The organism is Micromonospora ferruginea, assembly GCF_013694245.2.
GTDB classification, from domain to species: domain Bacteria; phylum Actinomycetota; class Actinomycetes; order Mycobacteriales; family Micromonosporaceae; genus Micromonospora; species Micromonospora robiginosa.
In genome coordinates, this window is sequence record NZ_CP059322.2 from 2031732 (window position 1) to 2054202 (window position 22471).

The window sequence follows — 22471 nt, forward strand, 5'->3', positions numbered from 1 at the left end:
GCACTCCTGCCCGCATCCGGTGGCGGCAAACGTTCACCGGGCCGCGTCCGGATGCGTCGGCATCGACGAGCCGCCCGAACTGCTGCCGGAGGCCCCGCCGGCCATCCCGGACCCGTCGTCCTCGGTCACCTCGTCCGGTCGCGGCGCGTCCGGCGCGGGCGCCGGCACGTCGGTGTCCGCCGGCACCTGCACCAGCTTCGCCTGACCTGCGGCGTCCTCGGCGTGCGCCGGGTCCACCGGTTCCTCGCCGTCGCGTGCCCGATATCCCATCGGTTCGCCCCCTCGTCCGCCTCGACCACCCGTGCCGACGCCTACCCACCCCACCCCCACCAAAACCCACCCCCGCCGCCCTCCTTGATCAACGTGAGCGGTGGGGGCGGCGAGGGCGGTTGGGGCGGTGGGGGATGGGGGTCAGGGGAGGGACGGGGACCAGTGGGTGGGGCGGTGCCGGGCGGGCGGCAGGACGGTGCGGTGGTCGCCGCGGGCGGCGTCGAGCTGGGACTGGTGCAGGAACAGGCACTCGCCGAGGTCGGCGCCGCGCACGTCGGCCCCGCGCAGGTCGGCGCCGGTCAGGTCGGCGGCGCCGAGGCGTACCCCGCGCAGGTCCGCCCCGATCAGGATCGCGCCGCGCAGGTTCGCCCCGGCCAGCGTCGCGCGGCGCAGGTCGACCCCGATCAGGGTCGCGCCCCGGCGGTCGGGGCCGGCGCGGCCGGCGCGGGCCTGCTCGCCGGCGTGCGACAGCAGCCGGTTGACCCGGCCACGGTGGGCGTCGACGTCCACCGTGAGCAGTTCCTCCGGGGTGCCGTCGGTGAGCCGGCCGGTCTCGTCCAGCATCGCGGTCAGGTCGTCGCGCAGCGGGCCGGGCGGGGTGATCCGCACCGCCTCGGTCAGATACCAGAGCAGCTCGTGCAGCGGCCGCAGCACGGCGAACGTGTCGAACATCCGCCGCGCATCGTCGGGATCGGTACGCCAGTCACGGCCGGCGAAGGTGCCCTGGGTGAGGTGCTGGCCGGCGCCGAAGCAGTCGAACACGGTGCAGCCGGGGAAGCCGCGCTGCCGCAGCTCGGAGTGGATGCCGCAGCGGGCGTCGGCGCGCAGGTTCGGGCAGGGCCGCCCGGCCGGCTTGTCGATGGCGAAGTCGGCCGAGGCGGCGAACGCCGGCGCGACGCAGCAGACCCCGGCGCAACGCCCGCAGTCCGCCCGCAGCTCCCACCCGCCGTCCCCCACCCGCACCATCCCCCATTCTCCGCCCACCCCGCCCCGCACCCCACCCACCCCGGCGATCATGAAGTTGCCGTCGCGACACGCCGGCCGGAGAGACGCCAACTTCATGATCGACCCGGTGGGTGGGGTGCGGGCGGGGTGGGGTCAGAAGGTGAAGAGGGTGGCGGTGGCGCGGGTCAGCAGGCAGCGGTTGTCGAACGTGTGGGTGTAACGGACCGGGCGGTCCTGCCAGACGCCGACGGCGCGCGCGACGACCGGGGCGTGGATCGTGGTGCAGGGGTCGGCGTCCACGTCGAGCGCGTCGAGGTCGCCGTCGACCCGGGCGACGAGCCGGCAGGCCGCGACCGGGTCGGGGTGCAGGCCGCCGGCGGGGCCGCACACCAGCACCGTGGCGCGCACGTCGGCGCCGCCGCCGTCGACGGTGAGCAGCAGCACCGAGGGCGTCTCCGGGCCGGGGCGGGGCGCCGCGCCGGCGACGCCGGGGGCGGCCACCGCGGCGAGGCCGCCGAGCGCGGCGGCCAGGGCCAGGGCGGCGGTACGTCGGGTGAAGGGCATGGGTGGTCCTTCCGTCGAGGCCCCGGGTGGGGGCCGGTGGACGGCCCGGGACGTCGTGCGAACCGGGCCGCCGAGAACCCTAGGTGGAACGTGTGAACGCGAAGAGTCACGAAGTGTTACACCTCGGCGCCGGTGCGGACGACAGGTGTGACATCGGCACCGGAGAATGCCCGAACGGCTGACAACCGGGCTCGCGCCCCGGGAAAACGCATTCCGCATCAGCGGAACGAATGGCCGAACGGTTGACAACCGAATCGTTCCGTTATTGCGCCGATGCCGCGCGTAGGCCATATCGTTGCCCGCCGACGACAACCGGAACGGCCGTTACCGTAACGATTCATTCGGGTGTTCCGATTCGCTTTACCGTCGGATGGCAGGCGTTTCCGGTCCCCGTCTCGAGGACGTGACATGAGCGACCTTTCCCACCCACCGTCATTGACCGCCCCCGGCGATCCGGCCGCCGGCGACCCGATCGTCACCACCCCGCCGGGCACCGCCGCGGCGCGCCGGGAAATCGTCGGTCGGTCCCCCAACCAACTCGCCTGGCTGCGGCTCAAGCGCGACCGCACGGCGCGGGCCAGCGCCGTCACGCTCGCCGTCGCCGCCCTGGTCGCGCTCGGTGCGCCGCTGCTCGGCCGGGTCACCGGAATCGACCCGACCGACAAGTTCGTCGACCGGCTCAACGATTTCGGAATGCCGATCGGATATGCCGGAGGAATCAACGCCGACCATTGGCTCGGGCTGGAGCCCGGAAGTGGGCGCGACATCCTGCTCCAACTCGTCTACGGCCTGCGTACCTCGTTGTTCATCGCGTTCGCCTCGGCGTTGCTGGCGTCGTCCATCGGCGTCGCGGTGGGGGTCCTCGCAGGCTGGGCCAGGGGCTGGCTGGACAGCGTCGTCAACTGGCTGATCGACCTGACTCTGGCGTTTCCGTTCCTCATCTTCGCGCTCGCGGTGATCCCGATCCTGCAGGACCGCTTCTACTCCGACCGGGAGTCCCCGTCCCCGGCCTTCCGGGTGGCCCTGATCGTCGCCACCTTCGGCCTGTTCAGTTGGACCTACACCGCCCGGTTGGTCCGCGGGCAGGTGATCTCGCTGCGGGAACGGGAGTTCGTCGAGGCGGCCCGCGCCGCCGGCGCCGGCACCGGGCACATCCTGCTGCGGCAGCTCCTGCCGAACATCTGGGCGCCGATCCTGGTCACCGTCTCGCTGATGGTGCCCCAGTTCATCGCCATCGAGGCGGCGCTGGCCTTCGTCAACATCGGCGTCACCGAACCCACGCCCGACCTCGGCCGCATGATCTTCAACAGCATCGGCTACGTCGCGAGCGACCCCTGGTACACCCTGTTCCCCGGGCTGACGATCTTCCTGCTGGTCCTGGCGTTCAACCTGCTCGGTGACGCGCTGCGCGACTCGCTGGATCCCCGCTCCGCCCGGTAGTCCCCACCCGGCCATCACGTGCCCGGCCGGCGGGGGCCGCCGGGCAGGAAGGAGCACCCCCGTGCGTACCCGAACCCGGACACTGACCGGTGTCCTCGCCGCGGCGGCGCTGGTCGCCGCCGGTTGCAGCCCCACCACCGACGGCGGCGGCGACGACGACCAGAAGACCAAGACCCAGAGCGGCTCGATCTCCTACGACGCGGCCGACAACCAGGGCCCGGCGAAGCCGGTCGACGGCGCGGCCCGGGGCGGCACGCTGACCGTCATGCAGCCGGCCGACTTCGAGCACCTCGACCCGGCCCGCAACTACGTCAACACCCAGCAGGTGGCCGGCGGGCTGCTCTACCGCGCGCTCAACGGCTACCGGGAGGACGGCACCGGCAAGCTGATGCTCGTCGGCGACCTGGCGACCAACCCCGGCAAGGACGTCGACGGCGACTGCAAGGTCTGGGAGTTCACCCTCCGCGACGGCGTGAAGTACGAGGACGGCTCGCCGGTCACCAGCAAGGACGTCGCCCACGGGATCGCCCGGTCGTTCGCGCCGGCGCTCAACGAGGGCCCGCACTACATCCAGCAGTGGCTCTACCCGGGCGGGGCGTACAACGCGAGCTACCAGGGGCCGTACGACGGCGGCAAGCCGGTGCCCGACGGCGTCACCACACCCGACGACAGGACCGTCCGGTTCACGTTCCCGCAACCGCACTGCGACCTGCCGTACGCCGCCGCGCTGGCCACCAGCGCGCCGGTCCCGGCCGCCAAGGACACCCGGGCCAACTACGACCTGCGGCCGTTCTCGTCCGGCCCGTACCAGGTGAAGTCCTACCAGCGCGACGTGGCGCTGGAGCTGGAACGCAACCCGAACTGGGACCCGGCGACCGACCCGATCCGCAACGCCTACCCGGACGCGATCCGGATGACCTTCGGCCTGGAGCAGGCCCAGATCGCCGAACGGCTGGTCGCCGACGGTCCCGCCGACCAGGCGTCGCTGAGCTGGTCCGACGTGCCGCCGTCGGTGCTGCCCCGCACCACCGGCGCCGGCGTGGCCGACCGCGTCGCCAAGGGCCCCACCCAGTACAACTGGGTGCTGAGCATCAACACCCAGCGGGTCACCGACCTGTCCGTACGGCGGGCGCTGAACTACGCCGTGGACAAGGACGCGCTGCTCAAGGTGCTCGGTGGGCAGGCCGCCGGCTCGCCGGCCACCACGCTGATGTCACCCACCACCGCCGGCTTCGCCACATACGACCTGTTCAACGCCCCAGTCACCGGGGACAAGGCCAAGGTCGCCGAGCTGCTCGCCGGCAAGCGCCCGAAGCTGGTGCTCGCCCACTCCAACCTGGAGCTGCGTACCCAGCAGGCCGAGGCGCTGCGCAAGAACCTCACCGACATGGGCTTCGACATCGTGATGAAGCCGATCGACAACAGCAGCTACTACGACGAGATCGGCCGCAAGGACAACCCGTACGACATCTACCTCAGCGGCTGGGGCTCGGACTGGCCCACCGGCTCCACCGTCATCCCGCCGGTCTACGACGGCCGGGAGATCGTGGCCGAGGGCAACCAGAACCTGTCGTACCTCAACCAGCCGTCGGTCGGCGCGGAGATCGACCGGGTCCGCGCGCTGCCGGCCGCCGAGCAGGACGCCGGCTGGATGGCGCTCGACCGCACCATCATGCAGGAGTACGCCCCGGTGGTGCCCTGCTACTACGACGCCACCTACGAGCTGTACGGCTCGAAGGTCGGCAACGCGGTCCTCAGCGACGCGTTCGGCATCATCTCGCTCAACGGCATCTACGTGAAGAAGTGACCGTCACCGGCGGGGGCGGTCGCAGCGGCCGCCCCCGCCCCGTCCGGGGGAGGTGTGTCCCGTGCTCCGATTCGTCGTCCGGCGGCTGCTCGTCGCCGTCCTGACCCTGGTGGTGATCAGCCTGGTCACCTTCGGTCTGTTCTTCGCGGTGCCGAGCAGTCCGGCGAAGGTGATGTGCGGCAAGAACTGCACCGCCGCCGACATCGCCCAGGTCGAGCGCCGGCTCGGCATCGACCGGCCGCTGCCGCGCCAGTACGCCGACTTCGTCCAGGGGGTGTTCGTCGGACGCAGCTACGGCGACGGCGACTTCCGCCAGGACTGCCCGGCGCCCTGCCTGGGCTACTCGTTCCGCAACAACCAGCCGGTCACCGAGATCATCGTGCAGCGCGCCCCGGTGACGTTCAGCATCGTCCTCGGCGGGGCCGTGCTCTGGCTGGCCCTGGGCGTCTCGTTGGGCATGGTGTCGGCGCTGCGCCGGGGTACGGCGTTCGACCGCGCCGCCATCGGCGTCACGCTCGCCGGGGCGTCCATGCAGGTCTACTTCTTCGGTCTGATCCTGCTCTACCTGCTGGTCTACTCCACCGGGCTGCTGCCGTTCCCCAGCTACACCCCGCTGACCGACGACCCGGTCCGCTGGGCGGAGGGTCTGGTGCTGCCCTGGATGACGTTGGGGTTCCTCAACTCGGCGCTCTACGCCCGGCTGTCCCGGGCCCAGATGTTGGAGACGCTGTCGGAGGACTTCGTCCGCACCGCCCGGGCCAAGGGCCTCTCCGCCCGGCAGGTGCACACCCGGCACGCGTTGCGCGCGGCGATCACCCCGATCGTCACCATCGCCGGGCTGGACATCGGGTCCAGCCTCGGCGGCACGTTCATCACCGAGACCATCTTCGGTCTCCAGGGTCTCGGCAAGGCCACCGTGGAGGCGGTGCAGTTCCTCAACCTGCCGGTGGTGATGGCGACCGTGCTGCTGGCGGCGGTGTTCATCGTGGTCGCCAACATCGTCGTCGACGTGCTGTACGCGGTGATCGACCCACGGGTCCGGCTGAGCTGAGAGGGAGGAGTGGACATGGTGGAGTCGTCGTCGCGGGATCCGTACCTGCGGGTCAGCGACCTGCGGGTGCGGTTCGACACCGAGGACGGTGTGGTGCGGGCCGTGGACGGGGTGTCGTTCGCGGTGGAGCGGGGCCGCACGCTCGGGATCGTGGGGGAGTCCGGTTCGGGCAAGAGCGTGACGTCGCTGGCGATCCTCGGGTTGCACAACTCCAGGCGGGCGGACGTGTCGGGGGAGATCAGCGTCGGGGGTCGTCAGCTCGTCGGGCTGCCCGAGGAGGAGGTGCGGCGGTTGCGGGGTCGGGACATGGCGATGATCTTCCAGGATCCGTTGTCGGCGTTGCATCCGTACTACTCGGTGGGGCGGCAGATCGCCGAGGCGTACCGGGTGCATCATCCGAAGGCCGGGAAGCGGGAGGCCCGGACCCGGGCGGTGGACATGCTGCAGCGGGTGGGCATCCCGCAGCCGGCGAAGCGGTTCGAGCAGTATCCGCACGAGTTCTCCGGTGGGATGCGGCAGCGGGCGATGATCGCGATGGCCCTGGTCAACGACCCCGATCTGCTGATCGCCGACGAGCCGACCACCGCTCTGGACGTGACGGTGCAGGCGCAGATCCTGGATCTGTTGGCGGATCTGCAGGAGGAGTTCCGCTCGGCGATCATCCTGATCACCCACGATCTGGGTGTGGTGGCGCAGGTGGCCGACGACGTGCTGGTCATGTACGGGGGGCGGGCGGTGGAGCAGGGCAGCGTCGGGCAGGTGTTGCGGGCGCCGCAGCATCCGTACACCTGGGGGTTGTTGTCGAGCGTGCCGTCGTTGCACGGTGACGCGGACGCGGACCTGGTGCCGATCCCGGGTAATCCGCCGTCGTTGATCAATCTGCCGTCGGGGTGTGCGTTTCACCCGCGTTGCCGCTACGCCGACGTCAACGGCGACCGCTCCCGCACGCAGGTGCCCGAGCTGCGCGACGCGGGGCAGTCGGGGCACCGGGTGGCCTGCCACCTGCCGGTCGCCAAGCGGGAGCTGATCTACCAGCAGGACGTCGCGCAGACGGGAGTGGCCCGATGAGTGTCGAGACCGAGCCGCTGCTGTCGGTGCGGGGGCTGACCAAACACTTCCCGGTCCGCCAAGGCTTCCGGGGCAGGGCGGTGGTGCGGGCGGTCGACGGGCTGGACTTCGACGTGCGCCCCGGCGAAACCCTCGGGCTGGTGGGGGAGTCCGGGTGCGGCAAGACCACCACCGGGCGGATGCTGGTGCGGCTGCTGGAACCCACGAGCGGGACGATCACCTTCGCCGGCCGCGACATCACCCACGCCGGCCGCCGTGACCTGCGGTCACTGCGGCAGGACCTGCAGATCATCTTCCAGGACCCCTACGCGTCGCTGAACCCCCGCCACACCGTCGGGCGGATCGTGGCCATGCCGTTGCAGGTCAACAACATCACCCCACCCGGCGGCGTGAAACACCGCGTGCAGGAACTGCTGGAACTGGTCGGGCTCAACCCCGAGCACTACAACCGCTACCCGCACGAGTTCTCCGGCGGACAACGCCAACGCATCGGCATCGCCCGCGCCCTCGCGTTGAAACCCAAACTCATCGTCGCCGACGAACCCGTCTCCGCCCTCGACGTCTCCATCCAGGCCCAGGTCATCAACCTGCTACGCGACCTGCAACGCGACCTGGACCTGGCCTTCGTGTTCATCGCCCACGACCTCGCCGTCATCCGCCACTTCTCCCACCGCGTCGCCGTCATGTACCTCGGCACCATCGTCGAGATCGGTGACCGCGACGCCATCTACACCCGACCACAACACCCCTACACCCGAGCCCTGCTGTCGGCCATCCCGGACGTCACCACCCTCGGACCCGCCGGCCGCATCCGCCTCACCGGCGACGTCCCCACCCCCCTCGACCCACCCTCAGGCTGCCGCTTCCGCACCCGCTGCTGGAAAGCCACCGACCACTGCGCCACCGAGACACCCGCACTCACCACCCGCGACGGCGGCACCCAACTCACCGCCTGTCACCACCCCGAGAACGGACCGGTCGGACTCCCGACCGGCGAACCCGCGCAGGCGGGTGGCGGAAAATCCGACGACGACACGCGGACCAGGTCACGATGATGCGACGGTGGCGGCTGATGGCGGCAGGGAGGACATGGTGGCGCGGCGCGTGCATCTGAACGGCGCCCCACGCGTCGGAAGGCATCGCGGGCCCGTCAGCAGCATTTCGCCGCCCACCGGCCGGTGCCCCACCGGGCCGCGGCGTCGTCGTACCCGGTGGTTAGGGTACGGGCATGATCGCCGATGAGTCCGACGCCGTGACCGTGGCCTTCCTGCGCATCATGCGCGCCGAGCTGCGGGTCGAGCGGCCGGGCGAGGACAGCCTCGGCCGCACCGTCGAGCTGGCCCGGCGGTGGTGGGGCGCCGGCGACGCCGCCGACGCGCAGCTCGCCGACGCCCTGCGTGACCTGCACGACGAGCCGCGCGACGCCACCGGGCCGCGCGAGGCGACCGCCGAGGAGCCCGAGCGCCCCGGGTCCGCGCCGCGCGCCTGACCCCGCGCCGCCGATCAGGCGGCCGGCGGCCGGTGGTAGAGCGCGGCGAGCGCGGCGGCGGTCCCGGCCAGCCTGTCGCGGAGCGCGGCGGGGGAGAGGACCTCCACGTCGGCGCCGAGCCGCAGCAGGTCGCCGTGCGCGTGGGTGAGCGACTCGATCGGCAGGACCGCCCGCACCCAGCCGGCCGCGTCGGGCGGACCTGCGGTCGCGTCGACGGCGGCGACCACCACGTCGCTGCCGATCTCGCGGAGCCGTTCCCGCCCGTGCGGGGAGAGCCGGATGGTGGCCTCGTCGCGGTGCAGCCCGGCCCGGAACGCCGTCACGTGCGCCCGCCACCACGCCGGCAGGTCGAACTCCGGCCGGTCGAACGGCTCGTCCAGCGCGGTGAGGTCGAGGATCTGGTTGACCCGGTAGGTGGCCGGCTCGGCCCGGTCCGGGCGGGCCGCGACCACATACCAGCGGCCACCTTTGAGCACCAGCCCGTACGGCTCCAGCATCCGGGTCACCTCGCCGCGCCAACTGCGGTAGCGGACCCGTACCCGATGCTCCCGCCACACCGCCTCGGCCGCCGCGGCCAGGTGCGGTGACGGGTCACCGTCCGAATACCAGCCCGGCGTGTCCAGGTGGAACCGCTGCTCCAGCCGGGCCGCCCGGTCGGCGAGCGGGGCCGGTAGCGCGGCACGCAGCTTGAGCTGCACGGCCGCCACGACCGACTGGTAGCCCAGTTCGGCGGCCGGCCCGGGGAGCCCGGCGAAGAGCAGCCGGTCGGCCTCCTCGCCGGTGAGCCCGGTCAACCGGGTACGCCACCCCTCGACCAGCCGGTAGCCGCCGGCGTGTCCGGCCTCCCCGTAGAGCGGGATGCCGGCGGCGTGCAGCGCCTCGACGTCCCGGTAGACGGTGCGGGTCGACACCTCGAGGCGGGTGGCCAGGTCGGCGGCGGTGAGCCGGCCGTGGGCCTGCAGGAGCAGCAGGATGGACAGGAGTCGACTGGCCCGCATTCTGCTGACACTAGCTGTCAGGGAAGGGGTCCTAGCGTCCCGGCATGGCCTTTCACGACAAGGAGCTGACCGTGCCGGGAACCGTCGAGGTCGCCGGCCGACACGTCAAGCGCTACCACATCGACCAGCCGGAACGCCGCCTCGAACCGGAGGTGGTCGACGCCGCGTACGCGTACCTGCCGGCGCTGCTGCCCGGCCCGGACGGCGGCGGTACCCCGCCGGCGAGCTGGGTGGTGCTGCACCGGGGCGCGGACACCGGGGCGTACCTGCTGGCGTACAGCTGGTTCTTCGACAACGTGGTCGAGTGCCGGATCGCGATCGCCGGGCAGCCGGCGCTGGACTGCCCGGACGACGACCCGGCGCACTTCGTCGACCTGACCCGGCCCGGCGTGGGCTGCGTGTGGGAGCTGGGCGTGCTGGAGCACGAGCGCGCCGCCTGGGTCCGGCATCTGCTCGCGCCGGACCGGCCCGACCTGGCAGGCTACCTGGCCGACACCCGCGCCGAGGGGCCGGTGGGCCGCTGATGGGCGACTTCGACTTCTTCGTCGGCACCTGGGACGTGACCAACCGGCGGCTGCGCGAGCGCCACGTGGGCAGCGACGACTGGGACGAGTTCCCCGGCGTCAGCGAGGCCCGGTCGTTCTTCGACGGCGCCGGCAGCTTCGACGAGATCCGCTTCCCGACCCGGGGCTTCGCCGGCTCCACCGTGCGCCTGCGCGACCCGGCGACCGGGCTGTGGTCGATCTACTGGATGAACAGCCGCCGTGGGGTGCTGGAGGTGCCGCCGGTGGTGGGCGGCTTCGCCGACGGCGTGGGCACGTTCCACGCCGACGACTCCGACGAGGGGCGGCCGGTGCGCTGCCGGTTCGTCTGGTCGGCGATCACCGCGACCTCCTGCCGCTGGGAGCAGGCGTTCTCCACCGACGGCGAGCGCACCTGGGAGACCAATTGGATCATGGAGTTCACCCGGGCGGCGTGACCGGGGGCGTGGCGGTGCGGTAGATCGCGGTCAGCCAGACGTCGAGCAGCACGTCGACCACGTCCCGCTCGGCCACCGCCGGCCCGTCGCCGGCGAACGTCGCGTACCAGACGCGCTCGTTCATCGAGTTCAGCGCGATGGCGAGGTCCCGGGCGGGCAGCCCGTCCGGGGCCGCGCCGCGGGCGCGTTCCAGCTCGATCGCGGCCTGGACCGCGCGGACCCAGCGTTCGAGCACCTCGGCCCAGAGCCGGCGGACCTCGGCGTTGGTGCCGCGCACCTGGGCGCAGGCCAGCACCACGTCCCGGTGGCCGCCGAAGGTGGCGTGGAACCGGGCGATCAGCTCCCGCCACCGGGCGCGCGGGTCCTCGGCGAGCCGGTCCAGCACGTCGCCGGCGGCGGCGTCGGCCTCCTCGGTCACCCGGTCGAGCAGGGTGAGCAGCACCGCGTCCTTGGACGGGAAGTAGAAGTAGAAGGTGGGCCGGGAGATGCCCGCGCCCCGGGCCAGGTCGTCGATGGAGATGTCGCCGAAGGCGCGCTCGCGCAGCAGCCGTTCGGCGGTGGCCAGGATCGCCCCCTCCCGGTCGTCGCCGGTGGAGCGGCCGGCCCGCCGTCCGCGCGTCGGCGCGGCGCCGGTCGGCGTACGGGCGGGGCTCATGTCGGCCGATGCTACACCCGCTCAACACCCTGTCGATCGGACTCGACAGGGTGTTGACTGTGGTCGAGGGCGGTGGATAGTGTCCGGTCCACCGCCGGGGGAGAACGGGAGAAGCCATGGCCTCCGACCACGTCGACGTCCTCATCGTCGGCGCCGGCCTGTCCGGCGTCGGCGCCGCCGTCCACCTGGGACGCGAGTGTCCCGGCAAGACCTACGCGGTGCTGGAGGCGCGGGGCGCGATCGGCGGCACCTGGGACCTGTTCCGCTACCCGGGCGTCCGCTCCGACTCGGACATGTACACGCTCGGCTACTCGTTCAAGCCGTGGACCGACCCGAAGGCCATCGCCGACGGCGAGTCGATCCGCCGCTACGTGCGCGAGACCGCCCGGGAATACGGCGTGCAGGAGCACATCCGCTTCCACCACCGGGTGACGCGCGCCGAGTGGGACAGCGCGACCGCCCGCTGGACGGTGCACGCACACCGCGACGACACCGGCGAGGACACGACGCTGACCTGCGCGTTCCTGTTCACCAACTCCGGCTACTACCGCTACGACGAGGGCTACACGCCCCGGCTGCCCGGCGTCGAGCGCTATGCCGGCACGCTGGTGCACCCGCAGCACTGGCCGGAGGGGCTCGACGTCACCGGCCGGCGGGTGGTGGTGATCGGCAGCGGCGCCACCGCGGTCACCCTGGTCCCGGCCATGGCCCACACCGCCGCCCACGTCACCATGCTCCAGCGCTCACCGACGTACGTGATCTCGCTGCCCTCACGTGACGCCTTCGCCGACGCCGCTCGGCGCTGGCTGCCCCCGAAGGCCGCCTACGCGGTGGCCCGGTGGAAGAACGTCGCGCTCGGCGTGGCCAACTTCCAGCTCAGCCGGCGCGCGCCCGGCCTGGTGAAGCGGTTCCTGCGGCGGGCCGCGAAGGGCCGGCTCCCCATCGGGTACGACGTCGACAGGCACTTCTCGCCCCGCTACGACCCCTGGGACCAGCGGCTGTGCGTGGTGCCGGACGGCGACCTGTTCACCGCGCTGGCCGAGGGACGCGCCTCGGTGGTGACCGACACCATCGACACGTTCACCGCGCACGGCATCCGCCTCGCCTCCGGCGACGAGCTGCCGGCCGACGTGGTGGTCACCGCCACCGGCCTCAACCTGCTCGCGCTCGGCGGCATGACACTGAGCGTCGACGGCGCGGACGTCGACCTGGCCGCCACCATCGCCTACAAGGGCATGATGCTCTCCGGCGTGCCGAACTTCGCCATGACGATCGGCTACACCAACGCCTCCTGGACGTTGAAGGCCGACCTGGTCGCCACGTACGTCTGCCGGTTGCTGCGCCACCTCGACGACACCGGGCAGCAGATCGTCACCCCGGTCGCCCCGCACACCGACGACCTGGTGCCGATCATCGACCTGAAGTCCGGCTACGTGCTGCGCGCCGTCGACCAGTTGCCCAAGCAGGGGCCGCACGCGCCGTGGCGGCTGCACCAGAACTATCCCCGGGACGTACGCCTGATGCGGCACGGGCCGCTCACCGACGGCGTACGGTTCGCCCGGGCCGGCGCGCCCGCCACCGCGGCGGCGGCCACCTCCGGAGGTTCCGATGCGTGACCTCGAGTTCCCCGGCGGCGTCGCGGTGCTCACCGGCGCCGCCAGCGGCATCGGCGCGGCGTTGGCCGACGGCCTGGCCCGGCGCGGCTGCGACCTGGTCCTGATCGACCGCGACGCCGAGGGACTGGCCGCGGTGGTCGAGTCGATCCGCGCCCGGCACCTGCCGCGCGAGATCGACACCCACGTGGTGGACCTCGCCGACGCCGAGGCCACCGACCGGGTCGCCGCCGAGATCCACCGCGCCCACCCCCGGATCCGGCTGCTGGTCAACAACGCCGGTGTCGCGCTCGGCGGCCGGTTCGACCAGGTCACCCTGGACGAGTTCCTCTGGGTCATCGAGATCAACTTCCGGGCGGTGGTGCGGCTGACCCACGCGCTGCTGCCCGCGCTCAAGGCCGAGCCCGGCGCCCACCTGGTCAACGTGTCCAGCCTGTTCGGCCTGATCGCCCCCGCCGGGCAGGCCGCCTACTCGGCCAGCAAGTTCGCCGTGCGCGGGTTCACCGAGGCGTTGCGGCACGAGCTGGTCGACGACGGGATCGGCGTGACGTCGGTGCACCCCGGCGGCATCCGGACCCGCATCGCGGCCAGCGCCCGGGTCGGCAGCGGCGTGCCGGTCGCCGAGTACGAGGCCGGCCGCCGGCAGTTCGAGAAGCTGCTCACCATCGACCCGGCGACCGCCGCCGAGGCGATCCTGAACGGCGCGCGGCGGCGTCGCGGCCGGGTGCTGATCGGCTGGTCGGCGAAGCTGCCCGACCTGCTCGCCCGGATCGCCCCCGCCGGCTACGGCCGGGTGCTGGCGCTGGGCATGCGCTCCCGCCCGGCCCGCGTACCGGCCCCCCGTGCGGCGTCCGCCGAGCCGGCTCCCGGTGGGGCGTCCGCCACGCCGGGCCCGGGTGCGGCGTCCGCCGCGCGTGCGGCGTCCGCCGAGACAAACCCGGGTGCGGCGGCCGTCGCGCCGGTTGCGCGTGCCGCGTCCGCCGAGACGGGCCCGGGTGCCGGGTCCGCCGCGCGGGTCGGCGCCGGCCCGGCCGTGGGCGTGCCCGGCGAGCCGGAGCCCGGGGCGGGCGTGCGGCCGGGTGGCGAGGCGGTCGCCCCGGACCCCGGCCGCCCGGCGTGACCGTCGCGCTGCCGCCGGCCGACGAGTGCACCGTGGCCGGGCGGCGGATGCGCTGCCGGATCAGCGGCGACGGGCCACCCGTGGTGCTGCTGCACGGCATCGGCCGTACCCTCGACGACTTCACCGCGCTGCACGCGGCGCTGGACCGGGACCACCGGGTGCTCGCGGTGGACCTGCCCGGCCACGGCGGCTCCGCGCCGCTGGACGGGCCGCACACGCTGCCCGCGCTGGCCGGCGCGGTCGCCGGGTTCCTCGACGCCGCCGGGGTGACCGGCCCGGCCCACCTGGTCGGCAACTCCCTCGGCGGGGCGGTGGCCATGCGCCTCGCCGCCGACGCGCCGCACCGGGTGGCCGACCTGGCGCTGCTCAACAGCGCCGGCTTCGGCCGGGAGGTGACCGTGGCGCTGCGGCTGCTCGCGGTGCCCCCGCTGGCCCGGCTGCTGCTGCGCCCGCACCCGGCGATCGCCCGCCGCACCGAGCGGGCCATCTTCGTCGACCCCGCCCACGTCACCGACGAGCGGATCGCCACCGCGCTGGCGGTGGCGCGGCAGCCGCACGCCGCCCGGGTGATGCGGGAACTGGTGCGCGACCTGGGCACCTGGCGCGGGGTGCGCCCCCGGTGGCGCGCCGAGCTGCTCGACGCGGTGGCCGCGCTGGAGCTGCCCACGCTGCTGGTCTGGGGCGACCGCGACCTGATCCTGCCCGCCACGCACCTGGCGTACGCGCGGACCCGGCTGCCGCACGCCCGCGCCCACCTGTTCCGCGACACCGGCCACATGCCGCAGATCGAGCGCACCCCCGAGGTGGAGACCCTGCTCCGCGCCCTCTGGCCGACCCACCCCCACCCCCAACGCGTCGATCATGAGGTTAGCGGCGACAATTCGGACCCGAAACGCCGCCAACTTCATGATCAACCCCTCCTCTCGATCGGTGATTGATCAAGGGGTTGGTGTCGGAGGTGATCTTTGGGGTGACGTGAACACGCGCTCGGGCGGGCCGGTGGGTGGGGGAGGCGGGCGTGGGGTGCGCCACGATCGGGGGTGGGGCGGGCAGGTGCCTTCCGGTACGGGCGCAGGATAGATACATGACGCATCCCAGTTTGGCCGGCGTTGTGCCCTCGGCCGCCGAGCGCGCCTACCGGCACCTCAAGCAGGCCGTCCTGGAACAGGTCTATCCCGGTGGCCAGCTCGTCAGCGAGGGGGAGATCGCGGCGGCGACGGGCGTGTCGCGTACCCCGGTCCGGGAGGCGCTGCTCCGGCTGGAGGCCGAGGGGCTGGTGCGGCTCTACCCGAAGCGGGGCGCGCTGATCCGGCCGGTGTCCGCCCGGGAGATCGCCGACGTCGTCGAGGCCCGCCGCCTGGTGGAGCTGCACGCCGCCGAGCGGGTCTGGCCCCGGCGGGCCGCGCTCCGCGCCGAGCTGGCCGCCCGGCTCGACGAGATGCGCCGGGCGCACGCCGAAGGCGACCTCACCGCGCTGATGGCCGCCGACCGGGCGTTCCACGCCGCCGTGGTGGAGGCGGCCGGCAACGAGATCCTCGCCGAGCTGTACCACCGGCTGCGCGACCGGCAGCTCCGCATGGGCGAGGCCAGCTTCCGGCTCTCACCCGGCTGGGCGGAGGTCGCCCTCGCCGAGCACGCCGGCCAGCTCGCCGCGCTCGACGGCGACGACCCGCAGGTGTGGCGCGACGCGGTGGCCGGGCACATCGACACCGCCGCCACCATGCTCGGGACGTTGCGGTGAGCGCCGGCCGCCGGCCCGCCGCCCTGGTCTACGCGGTGGCCGTCACCGCGTACGTGGCCGCGGTGTTCCACCGCAGCTCCCTCGGCGTGACCGGGGTGGACGCGGCGGACCGCTTCGGCATCGACGCCACCGCCCTGGCCACCTTCTCGGTGGCCCAGCTCGCCGTCTACGCCGCCATGCAGATCCCGGTCGGGGTGCTCCTCGACCGCTACGGCTCGCGCCGGCTGCTGCTGGCCGGCGGCGCGCTCATGGTGGCCGGGCAGCTCGTCTTCGCGGTCGCCGTCGACGTCCGCCTCGCGGTCGCCGCCCGGGTGCTGGTCGGCCTCGGCGACGCGATGACGTTCATCAGCGTGCTGCGGATCGTGGCGTACTGGTTCCCCGGCCGGCGCAACCCGCTGCTGGTGCAGCTCACCGGCACCGTCGGGCAGCTCGGCGCGGTGCTCGGCGCCGTACCCCTGGTGGCGCTGCTGCACCGCGCGGGCTGGACCCCGGCGTTCCTGACCGCGGCGGCGCTCGGCGCCACCGTGCTGCTTTTGGTCCTCGCCGCGGTCCGGGACACCCCGCGCGCCGCGCAGGCCGGCGCGCCCACCCCGACCCTGGCGACGGTACGCCGGCAGCTCGCCGACGCCTGGGGGCAGCCCGGCACCCGGCTGGGTTTGTGGACGCACTTCGTCACCCAGTTCTCCGGCGCGGTGTTCGCGTTGCTCTGGGGCTACCCCTTCCTGGTGCAGGGGCAGGGCTTCGCGCCCACCGCCGCGGCCGGGCTGCTCACCCTGATGACCGTGGTGACGCTGGTCTGCGGCCCGGTGGTCGCGCACCTGTGCGCCCGGCACCCGTTCCACCGCTCGGTGGTGGTCTTCGCCATCACCGCCGCCACCGCGGCGGTCTGGGCGGTGGTGCTGGCCTGGCCCGGCCGTGCCCCGCACTGGCTGCTGGTGGCGCTGGTGGTGGTGCTCGCGGTCAACGGCCCCGGCTCGGTGATCGGCTTCGACTACGCCCGCACGTTCAACCCGGTGCACCGCATCGGCAGCGCCACCGGCATCGTCAACGTCGGCGGCTTCGTCGCCTCGATCGTGCTCGTCCTCGCTGTCGGCGTGGTGCTGGACCTGGCCACCCCGGCCGGGCGGGACGCCCCGCCGCTGTCCGCGTTCCGCTGGGCGTTCGCCGTGCAGTACCTGCTCTGGGCGCTCGGCGCGGTGCAGGTGCTGCGCTACCGCAACGCCGCGCGCCGCCGGTGGGCCGACGACCGGGCCGCCGCGGTGCCGGTGCCGGCCTGACGGGAGTACGCGACGCTGGGCCGACGGCGATGATCGGCGGTAGGTTCGGCGGGGGACCGAGCGAAGGAGAGAGCCTTGAGCCAGGAAGTCCGGGGAGTCGTGTCGCGGCGCAAGGGCGCGCCGGTGGAGGTCACCACGATCGTGGTGCCCGACCCGGGGCCGGGCGAGGCGGTGGTCCGCATCCAGTCCTGCGGCGTGTGCCACACCGACCTGCACTACCGCGAGGGCGGCATCAACGACGACTACCCGTTCCTGCTCGGCCACGAGGCCGCCGGGATCGTCGAGCAGGTGGGTGACGGCGTCACCGACGTGGCGCCGGGCGACTTCGTGGTGCTCAACTGGCGGGCCGTCTGCGGGCAGTGCCGGGCCTGCCGGCGCGGCCGGCCCTGGTACTGCTTCGCCACCCACAACGCGGTGCGGAAGATGACGCTCACCGACGGTACTGAGCTGACGCCGGCGCTCGGCATCGGCGCGTTCGCCGAGAAGACGCTCGTGCACGCCGGACAGTGCACCAAGGTCGACCCGTCGGCCCGGCCCGCCGCCGTCGGCCTGCTCGGCTGCGGCGTGATGGCCGGTCTCGGCGCGGCCATGAACACCGGCAACGTGACCCGCGGCGACTCCGTCGCGGTGATCGGCTGCGGCGGGGTCGGCGACGCGGCGGTGGCCGGCGCGGCCCTCGCCGGCGCGACCACGATCGTCGCGGTGGACACCGACTCCCGCAAGCTCGACTGGGCGCGGAAGTTCGGCGCCACCCACACGGTGAACGCCTCCGAGGCCGACCCGGTCGAGGCGATCCGCGCCGCCACCGGTGGTTTCGGCGCCGACGTGGTGATCGACGCGGTGGGCCGCCCGGAGACCTGGAAGCAGGCGTTCTACGCGCGCGACCTCGCCGGCACGGTCGTGCTGGTCGGCGTGCCCACCCCGGAGATGACCGTCGACCTGCCGCTGCTCGACGTGTTCGGTCGCGGTGGCGCGCTCAAGTCGAGCTGGTACGGCGACTGCCTGCCCAGCCGGGACTTCCCGATGCTCACCGAGCTCTACCGGCAGGGCCGCCTCGACCTGGACGCCTTCGTCACCGAGGAGATCGCCCTGGACCAGGTCGAGGAGGCGTTCACCCGGATGCACCACGGCGACGTGCTGCGCTCGGTGGTGGTCTTCCCGTGACCGCCCGGGTGGACCGCGCCGTCACGTCCGGCACCTTCTCGCTGGACGGGCAGACGTTCGACGTCGACAACAACGTCTGGGTGATCGGCGACGACACCGAGTGCGTGGTGGTCGACGCGCCGCACGACGTGGCCGCCATCCGGGCGGTCGTCGGCGACCGCCGCGTGCTCGCCATCCTGGCCACCCACGCCCACGACGACCACGTCCGGGTCGCCCCCGAACTGGCCCGGGCCACCGGCGCCCCGGTGCTGCTGCACCCGGCCGACCGGGTGCTGTGGGACCAGGTCCACCCGGACACCCCGCCGGACGGCGACCTCACCGACGGGCAGACCGTCACCGTCGGCGGCACCACGCTGCGGGTCCTGCACACGCCCGGGCACAGCCCGGGAGCGTGCAGCCTGTACGCGCCGGAGTTGGACGCGGTCTTCACCGGCGACACCCTCTTCGCCGGAGGTCCCGGCGCGACCGGTCGTTCCTACAGCGACTTCGGCACCATCGTGGAGTCGATCCGCACCCGGCTGCTCACCCTGCCGACGGAGACGGTGGCGCACACCGGGCACGGCGACGACACCAGCATCGGCGCGGAGGCCCCGCACCTCGACGAGTGGATCGCCCGGGGCCACTGAGGCGGGTGAGCGCTCCGGTCGGGTCCAGCCCGGCGGCGACCGCGGCCCGGCGACGAACCGCCGGACCTCGGACAGCGTGTCCAGCATGGCCTCACGGCCCTCGCTCCGCTCGGTGCGTTCGCTCACGCCGGGGCGCCCGCGGTCACGCCGCCCAGCACGTGCAGCAACCGGCGCAACGCCGGCCGGCAACCCACTAGCCGCACGTGGGCGCGACCGCCGCGGATGGCGTGCGCCAGCTCGGTGGCGGCGCCCGCGTCGGCGAAGCTGAGGTCGGTCAGGTCCAGCGCCGGGGGTACGCGGCCCGGCTGCCGCCCGTCCGTCAGGTCACCCAGCATCGCCACGAGCGCGTCCCGGTTGCTCCGGTCCACCTGGCCCACCAGCCGCAGGCCCGGCGGATCGGTGGTCCGGTACGCCCGCAGCAGCGGCGACCACGAGCGGGTCGCCTCCGGGCCGGCGGTGCCGGGGTGGGTCGCGCCGAGGATCCGGAGCTGGTCGGCGGGGAAGCGCCGGCGGTCGTACACGCACAGGCCGGCGACCCGGCCGTCCGGGAAGAGCGGGTTGAGCGCCAGCTCGTAGCGTCGCAGCTCGTCCAGGGTGACGCCGGTGCCCAACATCCACGTCATGTCGCCGCTGAGGCGTATCCCCGGGTAGCCCTCGCGCCTGGCCTGGTCGATCTCGTGGTGGATTGCGTCGGCCAGCGTGGCCGGGGTGGGCCGGCCGTCGGCCAGGAAGGCGTCCACGGCCGGCAGGATCCGTAGCTGGCCCGCCGCCACCGCCGCCTCGGTGGGAACCCCGACGGCGTCGACCCGGAGGCGGACCGCCTGCGGCGTGGACGTCTCGGTGAAGCAGACCACCTTGTGGCCGCGGCGCAGACCGGCGGCGGCGAAGCGGCCGACGGCGTCGAGCGCGGCGTTGTCGTCGTCGTGGATCCAACAGACGTGGTCGCCCAGATCGACCTGGTCGACCACGGTCGTAGCAGTCACGGTACGGGCCTTCCCGGTGCGTCAGGTGCTCACTGTAGCGAAGGACCGGACCGACGCCGTGCCGTGATCGCTTGCCGGCGCCGTCGGGGAGGGGTTAGCCTGCCTGTGGAACCGGATGCCGGCGCCAGGCGCCGCCCGGATTCCGTTCTCTCCCACACGATCGGTCCTCGACCGTCGTCCCCGCCGCAGCGACCGCCCGTCGGGCGGTCCCGGCCGCATTCCCTTCCGCCGTCGGTGGTGTCCACCGACGACGCCTGAGAAAGGCAACCCATGACCCACGCATCCCGCCCGGTCAGCGGTGTCCTCGACACCGCCGGCGGGCACTTCCCACTCCGGGTGGACGGATACCTGCCGTCCACCGCGGACGTACACCTCACCGCCGGGCAGGTCCGCCGGTACGGCCTGCGCCGCGGCGACCTGGTCACCGGCGAGGTCGCCGGGGACTCCCGGCCGGGTCGACCGGTGTCGTTGGCCTGGCTCGACACCGTCAACGGCCGCACCCCGGAGCAGGCCCGGCACCGCCCCGACTTCTACCAGCTCACCCCGGTGTATCCCCGGCAGCGGCTGCGGCTGGAGACCGAGCCGCACGTGCTGGCCACCCGGGTCATCGACCTGGTGATGCCGATCGGCAAGGGCCAGCGTGCGCTGGTCGTGTCGCCGCCGAAGGCCGGCAAGACCATGGTGCTGCAGGCGATCGCGAACGCGGTCACCCGCAACAACCCGGAGTGCCACCTGATGGTGCTGCTGGTGGACGAGCGGCCGGAGGAGGTCACCGACATGTCGCGGTCGGTGAAGGGCGAGGTCGTCGCGGCCACGTTCGACCGTCCGCCGCAGGACCACACCACGATCGCCGAGCTGGCGATCGAGCGGGCCAAGCGCCTGGTCGAGCTGGGGCATGACGTGGTCGTGCTGCTCGACTCGCTGACCCGGCTCGGCCGCGCCTACAACCTCACCGTCCGCCCCGCCAGGCGTACCCTCTCCGGCGGCGTGGACGTGGCCGCGTTGACCCCGCCGAAGCAGTTGCTCGCGGCGGCCCGCGCCACCGAGGAGGCCGGTTCCCTGACCATCCTGGCCTCGGCCCTGGTGGAGACCGGGTCCGCCGCCGACACCCTCATCTTCGAGGAGTTCAAGAGCACCGGCAACGCGGAGCTGAGACTGGACCGCGCGCTCGCCGACCGGCGTACCTTCCCGGCGGTGGACCTGCGGGCCTCCGGCACCCGCCGGGAGGAGGCGCTGCTGTCGGACACCGAGCGGCAACGCCTGCGGGCGTTGCGTTCCGCGCTGTCCACCCTCGACCGGCAGGCCGCGCTGGACCAGTTGCTGCGCCACCTCACCGCGACCGGCGGCAACGCGCACCTGCTGGCCCGCCTCGGCGCGGCCGGCCACCGGTAACCGCTCGCCCCTCGCCCGCGGCCCGGCGATACTCGTCCGGTGCCCGGACCGACCCTGACCGCCGCCCAGTCCGCCGCGCTGCGGCACGTGCGCGACGTCGCCCTGCGGGGCCGACCGGCGGCGCTCGCCGTCATCGCCGCCCACCTCGCCGGGTCCGGCACCGACATCGGGTACGCGGACCTGATCGCGGCGGTGACCGGCCACGGCCGGTTGACTCTCAACTTCCACCCCGACCGGCTGCTGCGCGACGGCCGCACGGTGATCGAGGCGCTCGACGCCGAGGGCGTCTACCGCAGCCAGTTCTGCACCGGCATCGGCAACGGCGGGCTGACCGCCTTCCCCGGCGGCGACCGGGACGTCTGGGAGCGGTCGCTCTTCGGCGGCGCGTACCACCGTGCGGGCGTTCGTCCCGCGGAGCGCCCGACGTACGGCGGCCTCAACCTGCTCGACCATCCCGACGGCGCGTGCCCCCGCTTCGGCGCGTGCCACCTGCGGTTGCGCCCGCAGGTGCTGACCCGGGCCACGTTCACGTTCGGCGACAGCAGCGTCGGCCCGAGCGACGTCGGCACCGTCGCCGCCTTCGAACCGGTCCTCGCCGCGCTGCTGGACGCCACCGTCGGCACCGGCACCAGCCTGGGCGTCTCGGGAATGGACACCGACGCCCTGCTGCGGACGCTGCTGTCCCGCCGGGAACGGGCGTCCGCGCGGGCCGGCCGGGCGCTGGACGACTACATCGAGGCGCAGGTGCACGGCGAGGTGCGCCTCGACCGCGACGTCGAGGCGGTGGTGGCCGACCCGTCGTTCCGCGACACCGAGGTGGGACGACGCCTCGCGGCGACGGCCGACCGGCACGGCTTCGCGCTGGACTGGCACGCCGGCTTCGAGCTGCCCGTGGACGCCGTCGACGCCGACTTCCGCGGCCCGGACATCCCACCGCTGGCCGCCCGTGTGCACGCCGAGTTCGCGCGAGCGGGGGAGCCGCTGCACGCCGAGCTGATCGGCCGCGCCGCCGCCTCCCTGGTACGCGAGCCGCAGCGCTGGGCCGACCGCGGCCCGGCGGAGGTCACCCGGCAGCACCTCAAGCAGCTCTGGCACGTCCTGGTGTGGTTCGGCGAACCGTCCCGTTCCTCCCGCTGAGCGACCCGTCACCCGGTACCCGGCGTGACCCGGACCGCAGCTCGCGCCGCGCCTGACATATCCGGAATGACCGACAGGCCGAGCTGGTTGTGTCCCCCGTACCGCCGGCACCCAAACCCGGGTCGCCGGCCGACCCCCGAGGGGCGCTCACC

General features: G+C 73.5%; 21 protein-coding genes and 2 pseudogenes. 17 read left to right on the forward strand and 6 right to left on the reverse strand.

Going from position 1 to position 22471, the window contains the following annotated elements:
* Positions 1–33: 33 nt before the first annotated feature.
* The 3 genes from H1D33_RS08935 to H1D33_RS08945 form a co-directional block, all read right to left on the reverse strand.
* Positions 34–270 (reverse strand): preprotein translocase YidC, encoded by a 237-nt coding sequence (locus H1D33_RS08935; RefSeq protein ID WP_181568515.1) that lies wholly within the window; start codon positions 268–270, stop codon positions 34–36.
* Positions 271–411: 141 nt separating this feature from the next.
* Positions 412–1236 (reverse strand): pentapeptide repeat-containing protein, encoded by an 825-nt coding sequence (locus tag H1D33_RS08940; RefSeq protein WP_307755424.1) that lies wholly within the window; start codon positions 1234–1236, stop codon positions 412–414.
* 132 nt (positions 1237–1368) lie between these two features.
* Positions 1369–1779 (reverse strand): SSI family serine proteinase inhibitor, encoded by a 411-nt coding sequence (locus H1D33_RS08945; RefSeq protein WP_181568513.1) that lies wholly within the window; start codon positions 1777–1779, stop codon positions 1369–1371.
* Between the two features lie 408 nt (positions 1780–2187).
* On the opposite strand from H1D33_RS08945, the gene H1D33_RS08950 reads away from it, so the two are divergent.
* From H1D33_RS08950 to H1D33_RS08975, 6 genes are all read left to right on the forward strand, one after another.
* On the forward strand, positions 2188–3219 hold the full coding sequence (locus H1D33_RS08950; protein WP_181568512.1) for an ABC transporter permease: 1032 nt from the start codon (positions 2188–2190) through the stop codon (positions 3217–3219).
* Positions 3220–3280: 61 nt separating this feature from the next.
* Positions 3281–5026 (forward strand): ABC transporter substrate-binding protein, encoded by a 1746-nt coding sequence (locus H1D33_RS08955; RefSeq protein ID WP_181568511.1) that lies wholly within the window; start codon positions 3281–3283, stop codon positions 5024–5026.
* A 61-nt stretch (positions 5027–5087) separates the two neighbouring features.
* Entirely contained in the window at positions 5088–6077 is a 990-nt protein-coding gene (locus tag H1D33_RS08960; protein ID WP_181568510.1) for an ABC transporter permease, read from the forward strand.
* Between the two features lie 15 nt (positions 6078–6092).
* Positions 6093–7145: an ABC transporter ATP-binding protein gene (locus H1D33_RS08965; protein WP_181568509.1), complete on the forward strand. Its 1053-nt coding sequence runs from the start codon at positions 6093–6095 to the stop codon at positions 7143–7145.
* On the forward strand, positions 7142–8200 hold the full coding sequence (locus H1D33_RS08970; protein ID WP_181568508.1) for an ABC transporter ATP-binding protein: 1059 nt from the start codon (positions 7142–7144) through the stop codon (positions 8198–8200). Before H1D33_RS08965 ends, H1D33_RS08970 begins: the two co-directional genes overlap by 4 nt.
* A gap of 173 nt (positions 8201–8373) precedes the next feature.
* Positions 8374–8634: a hypothetical protein gene (locus H1D33_RS08975; RefSeq protein ID WP_246411515.1), complete on the forward strand. Its 261-nt coding sequence runs from the start codon at positions 8374–8376 to the stop codon at positions 8632–8634.
* Positions 8635–8648: 14 nt separating this feature from the next.
* Here the strand turns inward: H1D33_RS08975 and H1D33_RS08980 are convergent, their stop codons facing one another.
* Complete coding sequence (locus tag H1D33_RS08980; protein ID WP_181568507.1) at positions 8649–9632, reverse strand: helix-turn-helix transcriptional regulator; 984 nt, start codon at positions 9630–9632, stop codon at positions 8649–8651.
* A gap of 44 nt (positions 9633–9676) precedes the next feature.
* Here H1D33_RS08980 and H1D33_RS08985 point away from each other — a divergent pair, with 44 nt between their 5' ends.
* Together H1D33_RS08985 and H1D33_RS08990 are read left to right on the forward strand one after the other, a co-directional pair.
* The gene (locus tag H1D33_RS08985) at positions 9677–10156 is read left to right on the forward strand and encodes a hypothetical protein (protein WP_181568506.1); all 480 of its coding nucleotides are present in this window, start codon (positions 9677–9679) and stop codon (positions 10154–10156) included.
* Positions 10156–10611, forward strand: a complete 456-nt coding sequence (locus H1D33_RS08990; protein WP_181568505.1) for a hypothetical protein — start codon at positions 10156–10158, stop codon at positions 10609–10611. Before H1D33_RS08985 ends, H1D33_RS08990 begins: the two co-directional genes overlap by 1 nt.
* On the opposite strand, the gene H1D33_RS08995 is transcribed toward H1D33_RS08990, so the two are convergent.
* On the reverse strand, positions 10595–11266 hold the full coding sequence (locus tag H1D33_RS08995; protein WP_181568504.1) for a TetR/AcrR family transcriptional regulator: 672 nt from the start codon (positions 11264–11266) through the stop codon (positions 10595–10597). The genes H1D33_RS08990 and H1D33_RS08995 overlap by 17 nt on opposite strands.
* Positions 11267–11382: 116 nt before the next feature.
* On the opposite strand from H1D33_RS08995, the gene H1D33_RS09000 reads away from it, so the two are divergent.
* From H1D33_RS09000 to H1D33_RS09030, 7 genes and pseudogenes are all read left to right on the forward strand, one after another.
* Positions 11383–12882 (forward strand): flavin-containing monooxygenase, encoded by a 1500-nt coding sequence (locus tag H1D33_RS09000; protein ID WP_181568503.1) that lies wholly within the window; start codon positions 11383–11385, stop codon positions 12880–12882.
* Positions 12875–13780 (forward strand): annotated as a pseudogene (locus H1D33_RS09005) (SDR family NAD(P)-dependent oxidoreductase); the annotation flags it as partial. The gene H1D33_RS09000 and the pseudogene H1D33_RS09005, both read left to right, overlap by 8 nt.
* 215 nt (positions 13781–13995) lie before the next feature.
* Positions 13996–14937 (forward strand): alpha/beta fold hydrolase, encoded by a 942-nt coding sequence (locus tag H1D33_RS09010; protein WP_307755378.1) that lies wholly within the window; start codon positions 13996–13998, stop codon positions 14935–14937.
* Between the two features lie 146 nt (positions 14938–15083).
* Complete coding sequence (locus H1D33_RS09015; RefSeq protein ID WP_181568501.1) at positions 15084–15740, forward strand: GntR family transcriptional regulator; 657 nt, start codon at positions 15084–15086, stop codon at positions 15738–15740.
* Entirely contained in the window at positions 15737–17017 is a 1281-nt protein-coding gene (locus H1D33_RS09020; RefSeq protein WP_181568500.1) for an MFS transporter, read from the forward strand. The genes H1D33_RS09015 and H1D33_RS09020 overlap by 4 nt, the downstream gene beginning before the upstream one ends.
* A 75-nt stretch (positions 17018–17092) precedes the next feature.
* Positions 17093–18181, forward strand: coding sequence for an S-(hydroxymethyl)mycothiol dehydrogenase (locus H1D33_RS09025; RefSeq protein ID WP_181568499.1), 1089 nt, complete (start codon positions 17093–17095; stop codon positions 18179–18181).
* Positions 18178–18807 (forward strand): MBL fold metallo-hydrolase, encoded by a 630-nt coding sequence (locus H1D33_RS09030; RefSeq protein ID WP_181568498.1) that lies wholly within the window; start codon positions 18178–18180, stop codon positions 18805–18807. Before H1D33_RS09025 ends, H1D33_RS09030 begins: the two co-directional genes overlap by 4 nt.
* A 122-nt stretch (positions 18808–18929) precedes the next feature.
* On the opposite strand, the gene H1D33_RS09035 is transcribed toward H1D33_RS09030, so the two are convergent.
* Positions 18930–19790 (reverse strand): MEDS domain-containing protein, encoded by an 861-nt coding sequence (locus H1D33_RS09035; RefSeq protein ID WP_181568497.1) that lies wholly within the window; start codon positions 19788–19790, stop codon positions 18930–18932.
* A 288-nt stretch (positions 19791–20078) separates the two neighbouring features.
* Here H1D33_RS09035 and rho point away from each other — a divergent pair.
* Positions 20079–21182: pseudogene (gene rho / locus H1D33_RS09040) on the forward strand (transcription termination factor Rho); the annotation flags it as partial.
* A 39-nt stretch (positions 21183–21221) separates the two neighbouring features.
* Positions 21222–22319, forward strand: a complete 1098-nt coding sequence (locus H1D33_RS09045; protein WP_181568495.1) for a DUF3626 domain-containing protein — start codon at positions 21222–21224, stop codon at positions 22317–22319.
* The last annotated feature ends 152 nt before the right edge of the window (positions 22320–22471 follow it).